The sequence below is a fragment of the Aristophania sp. ESL1100 genome (genome assembly GCF_058511235.1).
In genome coordinates, this window is record NZ_CP196394.1 from 768,560 (window position 1) to 784,752 (window position 16,193).

Below are 16,193 nucleotides of genomic sequence, written 5' to 3' on the forward strand. Positions count from 1 at the left end.
TTTGTCAGTTGATCATCGCCTTGAGCAGATCATTGCTCGTTTTGAAGAGTTACAGGCACTTATGTCTTCAGGTGAAAGTAGCGGGGAAGAGTTTACCCGCCTTTCACGTGACTATGCAGCCCTTGAAGGGCCGGTTGCGGCGATAAAAGCCTGGCAGGATGCCGTTACCCGCAGGGATGAGGCGCAGCTTCTTCTGGCTGATCCTGAGTTAAAAGACCTGGCTGAAGCAGAGATTCGCGAAGTGTCTGAAGTTCTTCCGGCTTTAGAACATGCCATGCATTTGGCTCTTCTGCCGAAGGATGCCGCTGATGAGCGTAGTGCCATTCTTGAGATTAGACCGGCGGCAGGCGGTGATGAAGCGGCTCTTTTTGCAGCAGAGCTTTTTGACGCTTATCGTCGCTTTTCTGAAAAACATGGATGGCGTTTTGAGGTCATGAGCCTTGTTGAAAGTGAGTTGGCAGGGCTTAAAGAAGGCGTTGCGACCATTTCAGGGGCCGGCGTGTTTGCCAGACTGAAATATGAATCAGGGGTTCATCGTGTCCAGCGTGTCCCTGCGACTGAGAGCCAGGGGCGTATTCATACCTCGACCGTGACCGTTGCTGTGTTGCCTGAGGCAGAAGAGGTTGATGTCACGATTAATGATGAAGATCTCCGCATAGATGTTTATAGAGCATCGGGTGCTGGGGGGCAGCACGTGAATAAAACAGAAAGTGCCGTGCGTATTACCCATTTGCCAACGGGTGTGGTGGTTGCCATGCAGGAGGAACGCAGTCAGCACCGTAACCGTGAAAAGGCTATGAAAATCCTACGCTCCAGGCTGTATGAATCAGAGCGTCAGAGAGCTCACAATGACCGCGCTGCGAATCGTAAAGCTCAGGTGGGAACGGGCGATCGTTCAGAACGTATCCGGACCTATAACTTCCCTCAAGGTCGTGTGACAGATCACCGCATAAATCTGACCCTTTATAAAATTGCTCAGATTATGGCCGGTGATTTTGATGAAATTGTCGATGCACTGACCCAACATGAGCAGACTGAGTTATTGGCCGCTGAGGGTTTCAAAGCCTGATTACTTAACTTGTTGGCAGTGAGCATAGCCGCGAGCGCCCTGATTTATGGGTGGCCGAATAGGGGTCATCATAATCAATGAGGTAAAAATCGGTGAAATTCTCGGCACCGATGGCCTCATAGGCGTGGCCATCAGGGTTGTGAAGGGTCCCGTCACTGCTCACACTGTGGGTTTCTATATGGCCATTATGGCTGATAGTGATTTCTCCACACAGGACGTAAGGAACATCGATCCGTCCTAATGGAACCGGGACGGTGACTTCCTGACTGTCGTGGTTGATCGAAAGTGAGAAAGTTGCCACTAATGTGCCATTAACGTACAGCCGTGAGATTTCAGAAATTTCGTCTTCAGCTCGACGGTCGAGAACTGTGAAACTGCCACCGGTCGGGCCATTAATCTGCGTGGCTGCCTGTGAGAAACATGTCCCGAAAGAGACATTTCCTATGATGACAAGACCTAAGGCAACAAGATTTAGACACTTCATAAGGACCTCTTTTAACCTTTGGTAAGTATGCTGCAAATGACCAGTAAAAAACAACTCATGAATTGGGCTGCAGAGCAATTACTGCAAGCCGGGATTGAAGAACCGCAACGCGACGTCTCATTACTTTTACAGAATATTTTAAAATGTGATCCACTTACTTTATGGCGTTGTGAGACTCTTTCGCAAAATGACGTAATTTCATTCAAAAAAGCATTAGCACGTCGTATGAAACGGGAGCCACTGGCTTTTATCACAGGTCGGAAAGGATTCTGGACTCTTGATTTTGAGGTTTCACCAGCAACGCTTATTCCCAGAGAGGATAGTGAGAGCCTGATTGAAGCATTGCTGGAGGTTCGACCGGTGCGCCCGACTGTTAAAACCATTCTGGATATGGGAACTGGTACGGGCTGCCTTTTACTTTCAGCCTTGAGCGAATATAAAAATGCAACGGGGCTGGGGGTAGATATTAACGAAGAGGCTGTTTTATTGGCGCGTCATAATGCGGTATTGAATCAATTGGATCAGCGCGCGAATTTCATACAATCATCCTGGGCAGAAAAGGTTCAGGGCCGCTTTGATGTTATTCTCTCCAATCCCCCTTATATCGAGCACGATGTGATGGCCGATCTTATGCCGGAAGTCACCTGTTATGAACCCCATAGAGCTTTGGATGGAGGTCGGGATGGTCTGGATGCCTATAGGATTTTATGCGCGACCTTGCCGGATTATCTTGAAGATGAAGGCTGTATTATTTTCGAATTAGGGCAGGGGCAGGAAGCGGCCGTGACTGAAATCGCAGTAGGAAACGGGTTGAAAAAACGTCTGGTCAAAACTGACCTCGCGGGAATAGAGCGGGCACTTGTTCTGGAGAAGGCGAATAAAAATATTGGCTAACAGTTCCAAAATTGGTAAGAGAACCCAAGTCAACCGGGTGAAAATATTTTTCCCTGTAATGTCTCTTTTGAAAGAAATGAGAGTTCCGGCCTGAGAGCTATATAGCCTGAGAGGTCAAGAAAGACTGCAAAATGAAAAAACCGATAAACCAGACATTAGCGGGTAAGAATGATATGAAGCGTATGAGAAGCCGTCACCATCGCGCAGGAAGTGGCAGTGGAGCCTCGCGCCATGGGGCTGGTCAGGTACCTCTTAACCGGAACCATGTCTTTGAAAGCAATGGTCCTGATTTGCGCGTCCGCGGTACAGCTCAGCAGCTTTTTGAGAAATATCTGCAATTAGGAAGAGATGCGACTGGAACGGGTGACCGTATTCAGGCTGAGGCCTATTTCCAGCATGCTGAACATTATTTCCGTACCCTCAATGCGATGAATCTGGCGGCTCAGACAGCCCAGCAGGAGCGTGCTGAGCGTCAGCGCTCTTATGAACAGGGCCGTCAGGGAGGGCGCCGTGAGGCTTTGTCGCGCGAGAGACGTGAAGAGGTAGAGGAAGAACAACAGTCTGACGTCGAACAGGAACAGCAGCAGGACGAAGAGTCAGATGACACTCAGTCAGAGGACTGATGTTTCTGTAGCAAAATTATATATTGTGCCGGCAATGTTCGGCCTTAAATCCGGGGTTCTATGAATCCCTTTTAAAGCAAGATCTCCCACAAGGTTCCGGCCTAAGCTGGGAGATCCCTCAATAGCCTGATAAAATAAAGCACTTTGCCGTCTTATTGAGACGCTTTGCGGTTCTCATAGGCACAAGCCTGGAAAGAAGGCCCTATGAGCAGGCTTGATAGTTCGTTTAAAGCTGACTGAAAAAAACGCTCTTCATTAACTGAAGAAAGGTGGTAAATTATTTCGTGGAAGTAATAATTTACTGGTAGCGGCGGACGGATTTGAACCGCCGACCAAGGGATTATGATTCCCCTGCTCTACCACTGAGCTACGCCGCCATTCTGTTTCTGGTGTTCCCTGAAACGTTGAGTGGCTTTCTAAGCTAGTAAGCGGTTAGTGTCAACGTCTATTAAGGCGGGAATTCAGTTTTTTTAACGCTCTTTTTTCTTTTGTTACAATCTGTTGCGCACTCTCTGATTTCAGCAGGGACTAAGCGAAATCAGAGAGTGGACTCCTGTTATGATCTTTCAGGTGAAGAACTATCTATTTTTGGCGCCATTGTGGAATTCTTGCGTCCATAAAAGACGTAGGTGAGCAGTCCCAGAGCGCAATAAAGAGTGAGCAGGATTACAGGAACAGGATTCCCGCCCGCGAGAGAGTGCACCATATTTGCCAGAAGCGGAAAGCTCATAATACCGCAAAAACCGATCCCCAGAGCAGGAATAAAGCCGATCCATACGCCTTTGATGCGTATCCCTCCCAGAGGGACCTTGAAAGGACGAGGTGTTTCTGGGTCCTTATTGCGCTGCCAGATGACCGTAAAACAGACAATACCAAAGGCGGTAGCTGTTCCTATGGACACAAGGTCACTGATAATATCAATCGGCATTGTTGCGGTCATGAGCCCAATCAGCAGCCCCATAATGATTGTTCCAATCCAGGGCGTCCGGAATTTCGGATGAATCTGGCAGAAAATTTTTGGAATCAACCTGTCATGGCCAATTGTCAATAAAATTCGGGATTGTCCGTACATCAGCCCTAACAGAACGGAGCATAAACCAATCGTTGCTCCAAGATTGACCAGAAGGGCCAGCCATGGCTCATGCATGATGCGGGTAGCCACGGCAATAGGATCGGCAACATCAAGCTGCTGATAAGGGACAACACCCAGCAGGACGGCTGCTACGGCAACATAAATCAGCGTGCAGATAATCAGACTGCCGATAATGCTGAGGGGGATGTCACGGGTCGGGTTTCGGGCTTCTGAAGAGGCAGTGGAGACAGCTTCAAAGCCGGCATAGGCATAAAATATCGTTGAAGCGGCCCTGAAAATCCCGGCAACTCCAAAATGGAAATTCCCTTTTGAAGGTGGAATGAATGGGTGCCAGTTTGCTGGATTAAGGGTTTTAAGGCCAACAATCATAAAGATGAAGAGAACACCAACCTTGATGAACACGACGAGTGAGTTGAACTTTGCTGTTTCTTCAACGCCTCTGACCAGAAGCCAGGTAATGAGCATTGTTGCGGCAAAGCCGATCACGTCAAAACGCCAGTCAAAAGAGAGCGCGGTTCCATCAGAGCCGGGGACAGGCTGTATGGTCGAATGGTGCAGATAATCCGGAATATGGATGCCGAATGTCTCGATCAGAGAGGTTGCGTAGCCTGAAAGGCCTGATGCAACGGCGGTGCAGGATATGCCATATTCCAGCAAAAGCAGCCAACCGACGGTCCAGGCCACTTTTTCACCCATGGAAATATAGGCATAGGAATAAGCCGATCCTGAAACAGGAAATGTCGATGCCAGTTCCCCATAGGAGAGGGCCGTAAACAAACAGGCCAGCGCGGCAACCAGAAAAGAGAGCAGAACAGAAGGGCCAGCATATTCTGCTGCGGCCGTACCGGTCATGACATAAATACCTGCTCCCACCGTTGTCCCGACACCGATCAGCAGAAGTTGCAAGGCAGTCAGCTTTCGTTTCAAGCCGTGACTTTGTGATTCTGCTGTTAATTGCGCCAGTGTCTTGCGCCGTGAATTATTCTTTGACGGGACAGGGGAAGCAGGAGAGGTCATAAAATAGTGTGTCTCAACAATGAAAAAAGCCTCCTGAGACAGAAGGCGGGTTTCAGCATTTATGTAATGATTCCCTCTAGTTAGCGATGAAATAGAGGGAAGGGAAGGAAAAGATTACAAGGAAAGGAAAAGAATTGCCCCAATTCCGACACATAAGCAGTAAATTCCAAAGGGAGTCAGGGCCTGCTGGTCTGTTTTATGGAAGAAATGGAGAAGTAATTTTGAGCATATAAGCGCAGCAATCCCTGCGACGATCGCTCCCAAAAGAGACTGATACACAATTTGGGAATGGAGGCTGACATGTCTCATTTCCCAGGCTTCCTTGGCGGTTGCCGCTAAAATAACAGGCTGGGCCATGAGGAGGGAAAATCTGGCAGCGTTAAAGTGATTGAATCCGCGTAGAAGTCCCCCATTCATGGTGGCTCCCGAGCGTGAAAAACCTGGCAGCAGGGCCAGACATTGCCAGAAACCGATGATTAAAGCGTCCTTGAAGGTAATGTGACCTAATTCCTGATCAGCCCGTTCATGGTGACGGCGCTGAATTTGCTCTGTGGCGATCAGCAGAACACCATTCAAGCTCAGGAAACAGGCCACCATAATCGGGCTGGCAAACAGGATTCTAAGTTTATGCTCGAACAAACCGCCAATAATCACAGCCGGTATTGTGGCGATGATCAGGGCCAGACAAATTCTGAGCGCAATCTGACGGCCTTCTTTACCATTGCGTCCTGCAAGCCCTTTGAGGATCGTCATCCAGTCGCCCCAGAATACACCAGCCAGGGCAATAAGAGTGCCGACATGCAGCATGGTCAGAAAAGGCAGCATGAAGTCATTATTTTTGTCGATAGACCAATGAAGCAGGCCGGGGAGCAGGACAGCATGACCCAGGCTGCTGACGGGAAATGGTTCGGTCACACCCTGCACAAGTGCAAGAATAAAAGCCTGGAGATAGGTCATGCCTTGTTTTCTGCCCCTTTGAAGCGTTTCACCAGTCTCACAATCCGGTAGAGCATAAGCTTGACCCGATTTGAGGACATCTTTACTTTAAATCCTCACATACCAGAGGACAGGTAGAAATTCGAGGGTACTATGCAAAGCATCATAAAAGGACGGGTTGGTGCTTTTATCGCCAGTGCCGGTATTGTTCTTCTAACGTTAGGGTTTGTTCTCTATTGCCTGAAGCAGGGTCATATCAATCGGCGTGATCTGACACAGTATAAAGCATCTTTTATTTCAGCCAATGGTCTCGCTTCAGGGGCGGATGTGGTGATGAACGGCATTCCGGTCGGGCGTGTTTACGGAATCACGCTTGATCCGGTTCTGGGAAAGGCAATCGTTTCGTTCGGGGTTGACCAGGCGCTTCATTTCCCCAGTGATACGGCTGTTACAATTGGTGCCACAACCCTGACTGGAAATAATGCTCTCCAATTACTGACAGGGCAGAAACATGATCATCTCCCCCCTGGCAGCATGATTAATGATGCCCGCCCCCTGCTATCTCTGGAACAGCAGATCAGTAATTATATTTTCGGGGCCGGCAATCTCTAGCTTCAGTCATTCATGGGGTAAGAGGCAAGAAGTCTGCGCTGTTTGAGCCATGAGCGGAGCAGGGAGAACAGCCCGGAACTTTTCCAGCCTCTCTTTTTCATCTCCGCGCCGATTAGAAAAGCCTGCCGATAGTGATAGAACTGGGCGCGGTAAGCCTCCCAGATGGTGGTTTTATGATCCCAGATATGGATGGCCTCAGATCCAACACCGTTAATTTCGATGATCTGAAACTCTTCCCCTTTTTTTAGAGCATCAATAGAGGCAAATTTGACGTCAATCCGCCCGAAATGAAAATCGGGGATATCCGTCATGATTTCGTTGATCCGCTGACTGAGGGCAGGGGTTATATCCTCTCGGGCATCACGAAAAATAGAGCCTTTACAATGGTTTCCTGCAAAAACAAGGTGAAGGCTTTCCCCTTTTGGGAGAACAAATTGTTCGCGTTGCTGAAGTCTGGGCAGATAGATATGAGGAATGAGCCCCATACGAGGATCATTGCAGATCAGTTCTTTTATGGTTGAAGCACCATCACCAATAACAACAGGAGATTCCTTATAGGTAACAGAGGTAATGCGCCCGGTTTTCTCGCCAGGTTTCCTGATGTAAAAAATGCCTGCTTCATGAGGATAGGTCACCAGTGTCTGTGCCATCATCATGACATTCGCAGGGAAAAGAGGTAGAATTTCCGCCAGTTCGTCTCTGGTTTTAACAAGCTTGACGCCTGTGCCGTTACAGCCGATATCGGGTTTTATGACAACCGGGAAAGAAATTTTCCCATGTTCCATGGCCGATAGGGCGTTTCCAAGGGCAGATTTGCCACTACGGAAAATAACGTAAGGGGCAATATAATTTTGTGCCAGAGGCCCGGCATCATCCAATATGGAGCTTTTGCTTTCTCCACATAATCCTCCTGTTTCGATACGGGGATTGGCGGCTGTTGGAATGGTGAAGTCACGGTATCTTATACCCATTAACAGCCAATAAATGACAATCGGGGTATAAAAAATCGTATCAGGCCAGAATTCAAACAAAGAGAGAGATTTGACTTGTGGTTGAGGAAGAGTGGGCGACATTTTGATTTAACGATTCACTTTCTGAAAATGAGCGATGAGACGCCCCATAACCAAAATACATAAAACAAACCCGATGAGCCCGGCCCAACGCCACCCTCCTTTATGCGCCAGAAGCCAGCCACCAATATGTAGTGAGAGCAGGAACAACAAAGAGGTCCATACCAGAGTGGCCACGACAGCAGTCAGAGCAAAGGCGACAAACGGAGCATGGTAAAAACCGCAGGCTGTATAGAGAGGCAGTCTGGCCCCGGGAATAAAGCGTGAGATTCCAACAATTTTGATAACATTATGACCAAACCATTTTTTAGTCTGAGCCTGGCTTGGAAGGGTCAGAAAACGTTTGATACGTGGCCATTTGGCCCCTGACCATCCCAGTCCGTACAACCCTATATCGCCCACGGCAATGCCGATATAAAGGGCAATAAGGGCTAAAGGGACCGAAATTTCATGTGCCTGCGTCGCGATAGCGACAAGAACAGTTGTGACGTCTTCGAGGATAAATGTGCCAATTATGACAGAAAAGGCTTTGACCCATGGAGACTGAGAAGCGATAAAGGTTGAGAAATTAAACACCAGATCGTGACATTCCAGTTTTTAGGGCCAATTTGAGGGCCGATGACAGAGTACGGAAATTCTGCCGTAATGATTCATATAGTTCAAGCTATCTAGCCGTTAACGTTTGAGACTGCTAGATGTTCAAGGTGATTTCGCTTTATAGTCCAGTGTCATGATTCTGTAAGGCCTGAAAGGGCGATTTTTATGGAAAGACGGAATTTTCTTACTCTACTGACCGCCGGGACATTATCTGTTCCAGCACTGGCGAAGGCAGTTTCTTCAGGGAATTCTGCCATAGGAGCGACCGGTACTTACGCTGATTTCATCCAGTCAGTGCATAGGCAGGCTCTTGCTCAAGGGGTGCCTGAGACAATTCTCCAGCAGGCTCTGGGGGGCTTGAGAGTCCCGAATTCCCAAGTTCTTATGCGGCAGAGACACCAGCCGGAATTTACACTCACATGGGCGCAATATCGTGCAAAGGTGTTGGGGGGAGACCGCTTGGCAAAGGGTGTAACGACCTATAGTCAGGTCAGGTCAGTGCTGGACCCGATCGCGTCTCATTATCAATGTGACAGCTCAATTATCATGGGAATATGGGGGCTGGAGTCCTCTTTTGGTATTACGCAGGGGAAATTCAACGTTGTCGACGCGCTGGCAACGTTGGGTTTTGCAAGCCGCCGTAAAAAATTCTTTCAAAGTGAGCTTATCAAGGCCCTGATGATTCTGGGGCGCGGTGATATCGCGCCGGAGGCGATGATGGGCAGTTATGCGGGCGCCATGGGGCAGCCGCAATTTATGCCCAGTGCCTATTTGCGCTATGGCTCTGACGGAGATGGGGACGGTAAATGCGATATCTGGAATTCACAGCCAGACGTATTTGCCTCTATTGCTCATTATATCAGCGGTTCAGGGTGGCATTATGGCCAGCCATGGGGAGAAGAAGTTTCTGTTCCTTTGGGCGAAAACGGACATTTTTCTGCCCCGGTAGCTAAAAGTTACAGGGAGGCTCAGTCACGACCCGTGAGTGAATGGGCGTCTCTTGGCGTGACAAGACCGGATGGCTCTGCCTTGAATATGGCGGCCCCTGAGGCGCGATTAATCCAGCCCGATGGTGCAGGGACCGATGCCTTTCTGCTTTATCCGAATTTCAAGGCAATCAGGGCCTATAACCCGTCTGATTTTTATGCTCTGGCAGTTGGAATACTGGGTCAGAGAGCAGTTGAATTAAGAGAGTAAGTCAGCCTATCAAGCCATTATGATTATGACGGGATAGGAATCCGGTAATGTTGCAAAGAGTGAGGATTTAGCGTGCAGACAAGACGGTCTCTTATGAGCGGTGCAGCCGCTCTCGCGGTGGGTGTCGGGGCAGGTCAGGGCCTATGTGCCTTTGATGCTATTGCTGCACGAAAGCGTCCTGCACATGGCAGGAAATCTGCGGCGTCAGTGCCGGCAGCTCAGGTCTCGGCGGATGATAATGCCCAGACGTTGCTCGGTCCTATGCCGACGCCTGCCCGTTGGGCCTATGTCCTGAATGCGACGACCAACACAGTTCTTTTGGAAAAAGCAGCCAATGTACACATGGTGCCTTCATCATTGACAAAGATGATGACAGCCTATGTGGTTTTTGCCTTCCTGGCTTCTGGCAGGCTGCATCTGGACCAGCAGCTCCCTGTGAGTGAAAAAGCCTGGCGGATGCAAGGCTCCAAAATGTTCGTTCCTCTTGGCCAGACAGTCTCTGTCCAGGATCTCATACAGGGAATGGTGATTCAGTCGGGGAATGATGCCTGTATCGTGCTTGCCGAGCATATAGGCGGGTCCGAAGAACGTTTTGCGGTCATGATGAATGAAATGGCACAACGTCTCGGCTTGACGGGATCTCATTTCATGAATGCGACCGGCTGGCCTGTGGAAGGCCATTATATGACGGCCCGTGACGTTGCTGTTCTGGCGGCTCATCTGACGCATGATTTCCCGCAATATTACCATTTCTTTGGTGAGAAAGAATTCGTTTTTAATGGCATCCGTCAAGGAAATCGTAACGTTCTGGTGGATAAAGGGCTGGCTGATGGTCTGAAGACAGGTCATACAGATGCAGGGGGATACGGTCTCTGTGCCAGCTCATTACGTGACGGAAATCGCGTGATTGTCGTCGTGAACGGGCTTGCCTCCAGCAATCAACGTGCGCAGGAAGGCGAACGCCTTATGTCCTGGGCCTTTGCCAATTTTGAGACGGCTACATTTTTCCATAAAGGACAGGTTATTGAAGGGAACGTGCCTGTCTGGATGGGGTCACATAAAACAGTCTCTCTTCTGGCCATGCAGACCGTCAGCATGACCCTGCCGACGGGAGCACGTGACCGCGTCACTATGAGCACTGACTATCAATCGCCCCTTATTCCGCCCCTTACGCAAGGTCAGTCCTATGGAACTCTGACTTTGAGCTTTCCCAAAGTAGCGGGGCTGCCTTCACAGAAACAATATCCGCTCGCATTGAGCGAGAGTGTTGATAAATTAGGATTTATGGGGCGTGTGATGTCCAGAGTGGGTTATGGTCCTTCACGATAAAAGGCTTTCTGAAGGTTTGTTTATTACATTTGAAGGCAATGAAGGCGTAGGAAAATCAACGCAAACGCGCCTTCTTGCCGAGAGACTGGAAAAAGAAGGCTTTAGCGTTTTTCTCACGCGGGAGCCGGGGGGAACAAAAGGGGCTGAGGAACTCAGAAACCTGCTTCTTTTCGGTGAGGCGGATTTTTCTTCCTGCTCTGAAATCCTCCTTCATATGGCAGCCAGACTGGACCATGTGGAGAAAAAGATCAGACCGGCCCTGGCAAAAGGGCAGGTCGTTATTTGTGACCGTTTTCATGATTCGACAATTGCCTATCAGGCTTATGGAACGAGCCATGGTGATGAAAAAGCTCTGGAGCTCGCCAGATTTCTGCGTCGTTTCATAAATTGTGAGCCCGATGTTACCTTCTGGCTCGACATGCCTCTCGATGAAGCTTTTCTGCGCGTAAAAGGCCGCGGTGGAAAGACTGATCGTTATGAGGGGGAGGCAATTGCTTTTCATGAACGGGCAAGAAACGGATTTATGGAACTTTTCAGCTCAGAAACAGCTAGAATGATCCAGATTGATGCGACCCCTTCTGAAAAGGATGTACAGGAGCCGATTTACCGTAAAGTCAAAGAGCTTCTGTTGCAAAAGAGACAATGACCTTATTGCCCGAGCCCCGTTCTGTTGAAACAATTATCGGCCATCAGGACGCGATAGAGCAATTTCAGGAAGCATGGGCGTCAGGCAGGCTCCATCATGGCTGGCTGATTACCGGTCCGGAGGGGATAGGTAAGGCCAGCCTTGCCTATTATCTGGCACGGAAGCTTCTAAAAGGGGAGGACCTGTCCTCTCCTGCCGGGCGCAGGATCACGGCGGGCACACATGGCGATCTTCTCGAAATTTCCCGGCAATATGACAGCAAAAAAGACCAATATAAAAAAGAAATAACGGTTTCCGACGTGCAACCGGTGCAACCTTTTTTCCATCAGACAGCGATGGATGGAGGGTGGCGCGTAGTCATTATTGATGGTGCGGAATATTTAAATCGTTTCGCGGCAAATGCCCTGTTGAAAGTCCTTGAAGAGCCCCCTCCGAAAACAGTGATGTTTTTGACCACAGCGTCACCAGGCAGAATTTTGCCGACCTTGAAAAGCCGCTGCCGTCTGCTCTCTTTATCGCCACTGACGGATCAGGAGATGAAAAAATTATGGCCGGAGCTGAGTGACGAGCTGCTCGATCAGGCCAATGGTTCGCCGGGCCGGATGATTTTTTTGAACCAGGATCAGAGACAGGAAATGATCGCTCTGATCAGGCATATCCTGTCTCCCTCTTTCCGGCTGGATAGTGACATCCTGCAAAAAATGACCATGATAGCGCGTGATAGCCGGCTATTCGCTCTTTTTTGTGACCAGTTGGCTGAGAATGTCGCTGGATATGCCAGACATTCTCTCGAAAAAGGGGATTTGGCGCAGGCTGCCAGATGGGCGGAAAAATACTCCGAACTTTCAGGTTTATGGCAGAAACTTGAGCATTATAATCTTGATAAAATAGTGACGTTACGAGAAGCTTTTGCGCTTATTGCAGCGTAAGAGTATAGACTTGGTGATTATGTCTGACACATTGACGGGAAGAATTATGACGCGGCGTTTTACCATCACAACTCCTATTTTTTATGTGAATGGAGCGCCCCATATCGGGCATGCCTACACGTCAATTGCCTGTGACGTCATCGCACGGTTCCACCGCCTCAAGGGGGAGGATGTGCTCTTTGTTACCGGAACAGATGAGCATGGTCAGAAGGTTGAGCAAAGTGCCATTGCCCGGAATATGGCTCCGCAGGAATTTGCTGATAGCGTTTCAGCACAGTTTCGTCAGATGCAGAAGGATATGGCCATTTCTGCCGATGATTTTGTCAGAACGACCGAACCGCGCCATAAAAAGGCCGCCCAGGCATTATGGGAAAAAGTCGCAGAGAATGGACATATTTATCTAGGCGCCTATGAGGGGTGGTATTCCACGCGTGATGAAGCGTTCATCGGTGAGGATGAAGTGACCCTTCATGAAGATGGTCGACGCACGGCTCCGTCAGGCGCGCCTGTTGAGTGGGTGCGTGAGCCTTCCTATTTCTTCAAACTGTCAGAATTTCAGGACCGGTTGCTGAAACTCTATGATGAAAATCCTGATTTTATCGGCCCTCAAGGCCCCAGACGTGAAGTGGAGGCCTTTGTCCGTCAGGGGCTGCGTGACCTTTCGGTCAGTCGCACAAGCTTTAAGTGGGGGATTGAGGTCCCGGGTGATTCTGAGCATGTCATGTATGTCTGGTTTGATGCGCTCGCCAATTACCTGACGGCAGTCGGCTATCCTGACCTTCACGGAGAAAAAGCAGCCTATTGGCCGGCTGATGTGCATGTTGTGGGCAAGGAAATTGTCCGTTTCCATTGCATTTACTGGCCTGCTTTCCTGATGGCAGCGGGCTTGCCTTTGCCTAAAAAAGTGTTTGCCCATGGCTGGTGGACGGTTGAGGGCGAGAAAATGAGCAAGTCACTTGGGAATGTGCTTGATCCCAAGGCTCTGGCTGGTGAATTCGGTCTCGATCAGTTACGCTTTTTCCTGATGAGGGAAGTTCCTTTCGGCGGGGACTCAAATTTCAGCCGTCGCTCCATGATTACGCGTATGAATGTTGAGCTGGCGAATGATCTGGGGAATCTGGCGCAAAGAACATTGAGCCTTATTGCCCGTAATCTTGAGGGTCGTCTGCCGGCCCGTGCGGAACTGACAGAAGATGATGAAGCGATTCTGGCGCAGGCATCTCTTTTACCTGACCTGATGTCAGAGCAGATTGAGCGTATGGCGATCAGTGATGCACTCGAAGAAGTCTGGAAGCTGATTCGCGCTGCGAATGCCTATATTGACCGTCAGGCTCCCTGGGCTTTGAAAAAAACCGATCCAGTGAGAATGGCTGCCGTTCTGCGCGTGCTGTATGATGTGATTCGTACGATTGCCACCATGTTGCAGCCTTATATGCCTGACACAATGGGTAAAATGCTGGACCAGCTCGCCCTGAAGGCAGAGGAACGCGATTTTGCGTCTTTAAGTCATCTTATTGAAGAGGGGCGTGTTCTGCCCAAACCGGAAGGGCTTTTCCCGCGTTTTGCAGAGGTGGAAAAAGAGTGAGCGGCTTAATCGATACTCATTGTCATCTTGACCGTCTCGAAGCGGTAGAACCAGCTCTGTCTCTGGCACGTGAGATGGGGCTGAGTGGCATGATTACGATTGGCACAAGATGGTCAGAGCGCCAGAAGCAGCTTGATCTTCTGAAATATGACAGCCCGGAAATGAGAGTCTGGTGCGCTCTGGGGACACACCCTGATCATGCGTGCGAGGAATCCTTGCCTGACTGTGATGAGATGATCTCAGTTCTTGAACAGCCGGGTGTTGTCGCGATTGGCGAAACGGGACTGGATTATTTCCATAGTGGTGATGAAGCAAAACCGGCCCAGAAAGCGTCTTTCCGGCGTCATATAGAAGCCTCCCGGAAAACGGGACTGCCGGTGGTTATCCACTCGCGCATGGCAGATGAGGATATGGTGGCGCTTTTACAGGAAGAGAGCGCGAAAGGTGCCTTTCCCTTTCTGATCCATTGTTTTGCGTCAGGGCCTTCTCTGGCAAACGCCGTGCTCGAACTTGGTGGTTATCTGAGTTTTTCTGGTCTTCTGACGTTCCCTAAATGTGAGGAAATCCGTACCGTCGTTCGGGATGCGCCTGTAGAGCGTATTCTAGTGGAGACAGACAGCCCTTTTCTTGCCCCTGTTCCCAAGAGGGGAAAGCCTAACACGCCCGCTTTTGTCAGTTTTACGGCCGAACGTCTGGCACAGGAACGGGGCGTTCCTTTTGAGCAGATTATTGAGCAGACCAGAGCCAATACGGCCCGGTTATTTACGAAACTTTCCCTATGAAAGTAACGATTCTAGGTTGTGGAAGCTCCCCAGGCGTGCCGATGATTGGGGGAGACGAGCAGAACACTCCTTCGGGGCAGTGGGGTGCATGTGATCCCGCTGAGCCGCGCAACCGGCGCACGCGTTCTTCTGCTGTCATTGAAAAAGATGGCTATAGAGTCTTGATTGATTGCGGCGCGGATTTTCGCTCCCAGATGTTGGCCAATCATATGGGGCGCATTGATGCAGTGGTTATTACCCATGCCCATAGCGATCATCTGGCAGGGTTGGATGAATTAAGGGCCATTAACAGGATTATCGGACGGCCTTTACCACTCATCGCAACGCAGGAGGTCATGATCGAGCTGAAGAAACGCTTCCATTATGCGTTTCATCCATGGCAGGGGGGCGAGTTCTTCAGACCGGCTTTTGAAGAAGTCGTTATTGATTTTGACAGTGCTTTTACAATAGGTCCCCTGGAGCTCTATGGTTTTACCCAACATCATGGCCGGGTGCGTTCTCTGGGTTTGAAATGTGGAAGTTTCGCTTATTCCACGGATGTTCATGACCTTCCTGATCATTCTTTGAAACAGCTACAGGAACTCGACGTCTGGGTCGTAGGGTGCCTGCAATATCAGCCGCATCCCTCTCATGCATCGTTAGAGCAGGTGATGAGCTGGCGCGATCAGCTGAAGCCACGCAGGATTATCCTGACCCATATGGGGGAAAAACTGGATTATCAGTCCTTAATCAGAATGTTACCTCCAGATATTGAACCTGCGTGGGACGGTCTTACCATTCAGATGGGAGTTGATAAGTGAAAATCCTGATAAAACCAGTGGCGAACACGTCTGAAGAAACAGAATTCTTTGAAACTCTGGAGCAATTCAAGGACTGGTACTGTAGCACCTATCAGGCCGGTAGTTTCGGGCAGATTCCTCTGGTGGATTTCAGTTTTTCCCTGGAGGGGCTGACAGCTCTCACTTTGTGCCGTCGCGGTCCTTATCAGGTTGAACTTTTAACAGGGCGACCCGGTCATTGGTATGAAATCACCATAGCTCCAGGCCAGGTGAGTCATATCTCCTATCAAGGAGGCCATGTTCTGATGAAAGATAATCAGGACACTGCCAGAGAGTGGGATCCCGAGCAGTATATTCAGAGCCATTCACTGACGAACGCAAGAGAGGACTCGCCTTCCTGGAGCGGAGAGGGAGGTCTTTTCCTCGAAGGCAATCATTTCCAGTTCTCTTTTGGCCCTCAGGGGGGAGTCATTCTGGCTTATACCAGGAGGGACGTGCCCTATAAATCCTGCCTGGAAAATGTGAGACTTATTGAAAACACACCGTAATTT

General features: G+C 49.6%; 17 protein-coding genes and 1 tRNA gene. 12 read left to right on the plus strand and 6 right to left on the minus strand.

Annotation, left to right across the window (positions count from 1 at the left end; all coding sequences use genetic code 11):
- Window position 1: 1 nt before the first annotated feature.
- Entirely contained in the window at window positions 2–1,069 is a 1,068-nt protein-coding gene (gene prfA, locus ACSYSY_RS03785; protein WP_491707970.1) for a peptide chain release factor 1, read from the plus strand.
- Between the two features lie 4 nt (window positions 1,070–1,073).
- On the opposite strand, the gene ACSYSY_RS03790 is transcribed toward prfA, so the two are convergent.
- Window positions 1,074–1,553: a hypothetical protein gene (locus ACSYSY_RS03790; protein ID WP_491707971.1), complete on the minus strand. Its 480-nt coding sequence runs from the start codon at window positions 1,551–1,553 to the stop codon at window positions 1,074–1,076.
- A gap of 57 nt (window positions 1,554–1,610) precedes the next feature.
- On the opposite strand from ACSYSY_RS03790, the gene prmC reads away from it, so the two are divergent.
- Together prmC and ACSYSY_RS03800 are read left to right on the plus strand one after the other, a co-directional pair.
- Window positions 1,611–2,447 (plus strand): peptide chain release factor N(5)-glutamine methyltransferase, encoded by an 837-nt coding sequence (gene prmC, locus ACSYSY_RS03795; RefSeq protein ID WP_491707972.1) that lies wholly within the window; start codon window positions 1,611–1,613, stop codon window positions 2,445–2,447.
- Between the two features lie 131 nt (window positions 2,448–2,578).
- Window positions 2,579–3,070, plus strand: coding sequence for a DUF4167 domain-containing protein (locus ACSYSY_RS03800; protein ID WP_491707973.1), 492 nt, complete (start codon window positions 2,579–2,581; stop codon window positions 3,068–3,070).
- 302 nt (window positions 3,071–3,372) lie between these two features.
- Here ACSYSY_RS03800 and ACSYSY_RS03805 read toward each other — a convergent pair.
- The 3 genes from ACSYSY_RS03805 to ACSYSY_RS03815 form a co-directional block, all read right to left on the minus strand.
- A tRNA-Met gene (locus tag ACSYSY_RS03805) sits at window positions 3,373–3,447 on the minus strand.
- 179 nt (window positions 3,448–3,626) lie between these two features.
- Window positions 3,627–5,180, minus strand: coding sequence for an APC family permease (locus tag ACSYSY_RS03810; RefSeq protein ID WP_491707974.1), 1,554 nt, complete (start codon window positions 5,178–5,180; stop codon window positions 3,627–3,629).
- A 114-nt stretch (window positions 5,181–5,294) separates the two neighbouring features.
- Window positions 5,295–6,137: an undecaprenyl-diphosphate phosphatase gene (locus tag ACSYSY_RS03815; protein ID WP_491707975.1), complete on the minus strand. Its 843-nt coding sequence runs from the start codon at window positions 6,135–6,137 to the stop codon at window positions 5,295–5,297.
- Between the two features lie 132 nt (window positions 6,138–6,269).
- Here ACSYSY_RS03815 and ACSYSY_RS03820 point away from each other — a divergent pair, with 132 nt between their 5' ends.
- Window positions 6,270–6,728 carry an MlaD family protein gene (locus tag ACSYSY_RS03820; protein WP_491707976.1) on the plus strand — a complete coding sequence of 153 codons (459 nt, stop codon included), beginning with the start codon at window positions 6,270–6,272 and terminating at the stop codon, window positions 6,726–6,728.
- A gap of 2 nt (window positions 6,729–6,730) precedes the next feature.
- Here the strand turns inward: ACSYSY_RS03820 and ACSYSY_RS03825 are convergent, their stop codons facing one another.
- Together ACSYSY_RS03825 and ACSYSY_RS03830 are read right to left on the minus strand one after the other, a co-directional pair.
- The gene (locus tag ACSYSY_RS03825; RefSeq protein WP_491707977.1) at window positions 6,731–7,801 is read right to left on the minus strand and encodes a D-alanine--D-alanine ligase; all 1,071 of its coding nucleotides are present in this window, start codon (window positions 7,799–7,801) and stop codon (window positions 6,731–6,733) included.
- A gap of 6 nt (window positions 7,802–7,807) precedes the next feature.
- Window positions 7,808–8,374: a DedA family protein gene (locus ACSYSY_RS03830; RefSeq protein WP_491707978.1), complete on the minus strand. Its 567-nt coding sequence runs from the start codon at window positions 8,372–8,374 to the stop codon at window positions 7,808–7,810.
- Window positions 8,375–8,560: 186 nt separating this feature from the next.
- Here ACSYSY_RS03830 and ACSYSY_RS03835 point away from each other — a divergent pair, with 186 nt between their 5' ends.
- From ACSYSY_RS03835 to ACSYSY_RS03870, 8 genes are all read left to right on the plus strand, one after another.
- Window positions 8,561–9,592 carry a lytic murein transglycosylase gene (locus tag ACSYSY_RS03835; RefSeq protein ID WP_491707979.1) on the plus strand — a complete coding sequence of 344 codons (1,032 nt, stop codon included), beginning with the start codon at window positions 8,561–8,563 and terminating at the stop codon, window positions 9,590–9,592.
- 93 nt (window positions 9,593–9,685) lie between these two features.
- Complete coding sequence (locus ACSYSY_RS03840) at window positions 9,686–10,921, plus strand: D-alanyl-D-alanine carboxypeptidase family protein (RefSeq protein WP_491708213.1); 1,236 nt, start codon at window positions 9,686–9,688, stop codon at window positions 10,919–10,921.
- On the plus strand, window positions 10,905–11,567 hold the full coding sequence (gene tmk, locus ACSYSY_RS03845) for a dTMP kinase (protein ID WP_491707980.1): 663 nt from the start codon (window positions 10,905–10,907) through the stop codon (window positions 11,565–11,567). Before ACSYSY_RS03840 ends, tmk begins: the two co-directional genes overlap by 17 nt.
- The gene (locus ACSYSY_RS03850) at window positions 11,564–12,496 is read left to right on the plus strand and encodes a DNA polymerase III delta subunit-related protein (RefSeq protein WP_491707981.1); all 933 of its coding nucleotides are present in this window, start codon (window positions 11,564–11,566) and stop codon (window positions 12,494–12,496) included. The genes tmk and ACSYSY_RS03850 overlap by 4 nt, the downstream gene beginning before the upstream one ends.
- Window positions 12,497–12,542: 46 nt before the next feature.
- Window positions 12,543–14,081 (plus strand): methionine--tRNA ligase, encoded by a 1,539-nt coding sequence (metG, locus tag ACSYSY_RS03855; RefSeq protein ID WP_491707982.1) that lies wholly within the window; start codon window positions 12,543–12,545, stop codon window positions 14,079–14,081.
- Window positions 14,078–14,863, plus strand: a complete 786-nt coding sequence (locus tag ACSYSY_RS03860) for a TatD family hydrolase (protein ID WP_491707983.1) — start codon at window positions 14,078–14,080, stop codon at window positions 14,861–14,863. The genes metG and ACSYSY_RS03860 overlap by 4 nt, the downstream gene beginning before the upstream one ends.
- Window positions 14,860–15,663, plus strand: a complete 804-nt coding sequence (locus tag ACSYSY_RS03865; RefSeq protein WP_491707984.1) for an MBL fold metallo-hydrolase — start codon at window positions 14,860–14,862, stop codon at window positions 15,661–15,663. The genes ACSYSY_RS03860 and ACSYSY_RS03865 overlap by 4 nt, the downstream gene beginning before the upstream one ends.
- On the plus strand, window positions 15,660–16,190 hold the full coding sequence (locus ACSYSY_RS03870) for a hypothetical protein (RefSeq protein ID WP_491707985.1): 531 nt from the start codon (window positions 15,660–15,662) through the stop codon (window positions 16,188–16,190). The genes ACSYSY_RS03865 and ACSYSY_RS03870 overlap by 4 nt, the downstream gene beginning before the upstream one ends.
- Window positions 16,191–16,193: the final 3 nt, after the last annotated feature.

Bases quoted from the DNA above. Each gene is read 5' to 3' on its own strand.
- ACSYSY_RS03835 (WP_491707979.1), top strand. From the start codon at position 8,561: ATGGAAAGACGGAATTTTCTTACTCTACTGACCGCCGGGACATTATCT.
- ACSYSY_RS03800 (WP_491707973.1), top strand. From the start codon at position 2,579: ATGAAAAAACCGATAAACCAGACATTAGCGGGTAAGAATGATATGAAG.
- ACSYSY_RS03825 (WP_491707977.1), bottom strand. From the start codon at position 7,801: ATGTCGCCCACTCTTCCTCAACCACAAGTCAAATCTCTCTCTTTGTTT.
- ACSYSY_RS03850 (WP_491707981.1), top strand. From the start codon at position 11,564: ATGACCTTATTGCCCGAGCCCCGTTCTGTTGAAACAATTATCGGCCAT.
- ACSYSY_RS03790 (WP_491707971.1), bottom strand. From the start codon at position 1,553: ATGAAGTGTCTAAATCTTGTTGCCTTAGGTCTTGTCATCATAGGAAAT.
- prmC (WP_491707972.1), top strand. From the start codon at position 1,611: ATGAATTGGGCTGCAGAGCAATTACTGCAAGCCGGGATTGAAGAACCG.
- ACSYSY_RS03810 (WP_491707974.1), bottom strand. From the start codon at position 5,180: ATGACCTCTCCTGCTTCCCCTGTCCCGTCAAAGAATAATTCACGGCGC.
- ACSYSY_RS03865 (WP_491707984.1), top strand. From the start codon at position 14,860: ATGAAAGTAACGATTCTAGGTTGTGGAAGCTCCCCAGGCGTGCCGATG.
- ACSYSY_RS03820 (WP_491707976.1), top strand. From the start codon at position 6,270: ATGCAAAGCATCATAAAAGGACGGGTTGGTGCTTTTATCGCCAGTGCC.
- tmk (WP_491707980.1), top strand. From the start codon at position 10,905: ATGGTCCTTCACGATAAAAGGCTTTCTGAAGGTTTGTTTATTACATTT.
- metG (WP_491707982.1), top strand. From the start codon at position 12,543: ATGACGCGGCGTTTTACCATCACAACTCCTATTTTTTATGTGAATGGA.
- ACSYSY_RS03815 (WP_491707975.1), bottom strand. From the start codon at position 6,137: ATGACCTATCTCCAGGCTTTTATTCTTGCACTTGTGCAGGGTGTGACC.
- ACSYSY_RS03840 (WP_491708213.1), top strand. From the start codon at position 9,686: ATGAGCGGTGCAGCCGCTCTCGCGGTGGGTGTCGGGGCAGGTCAGGGC.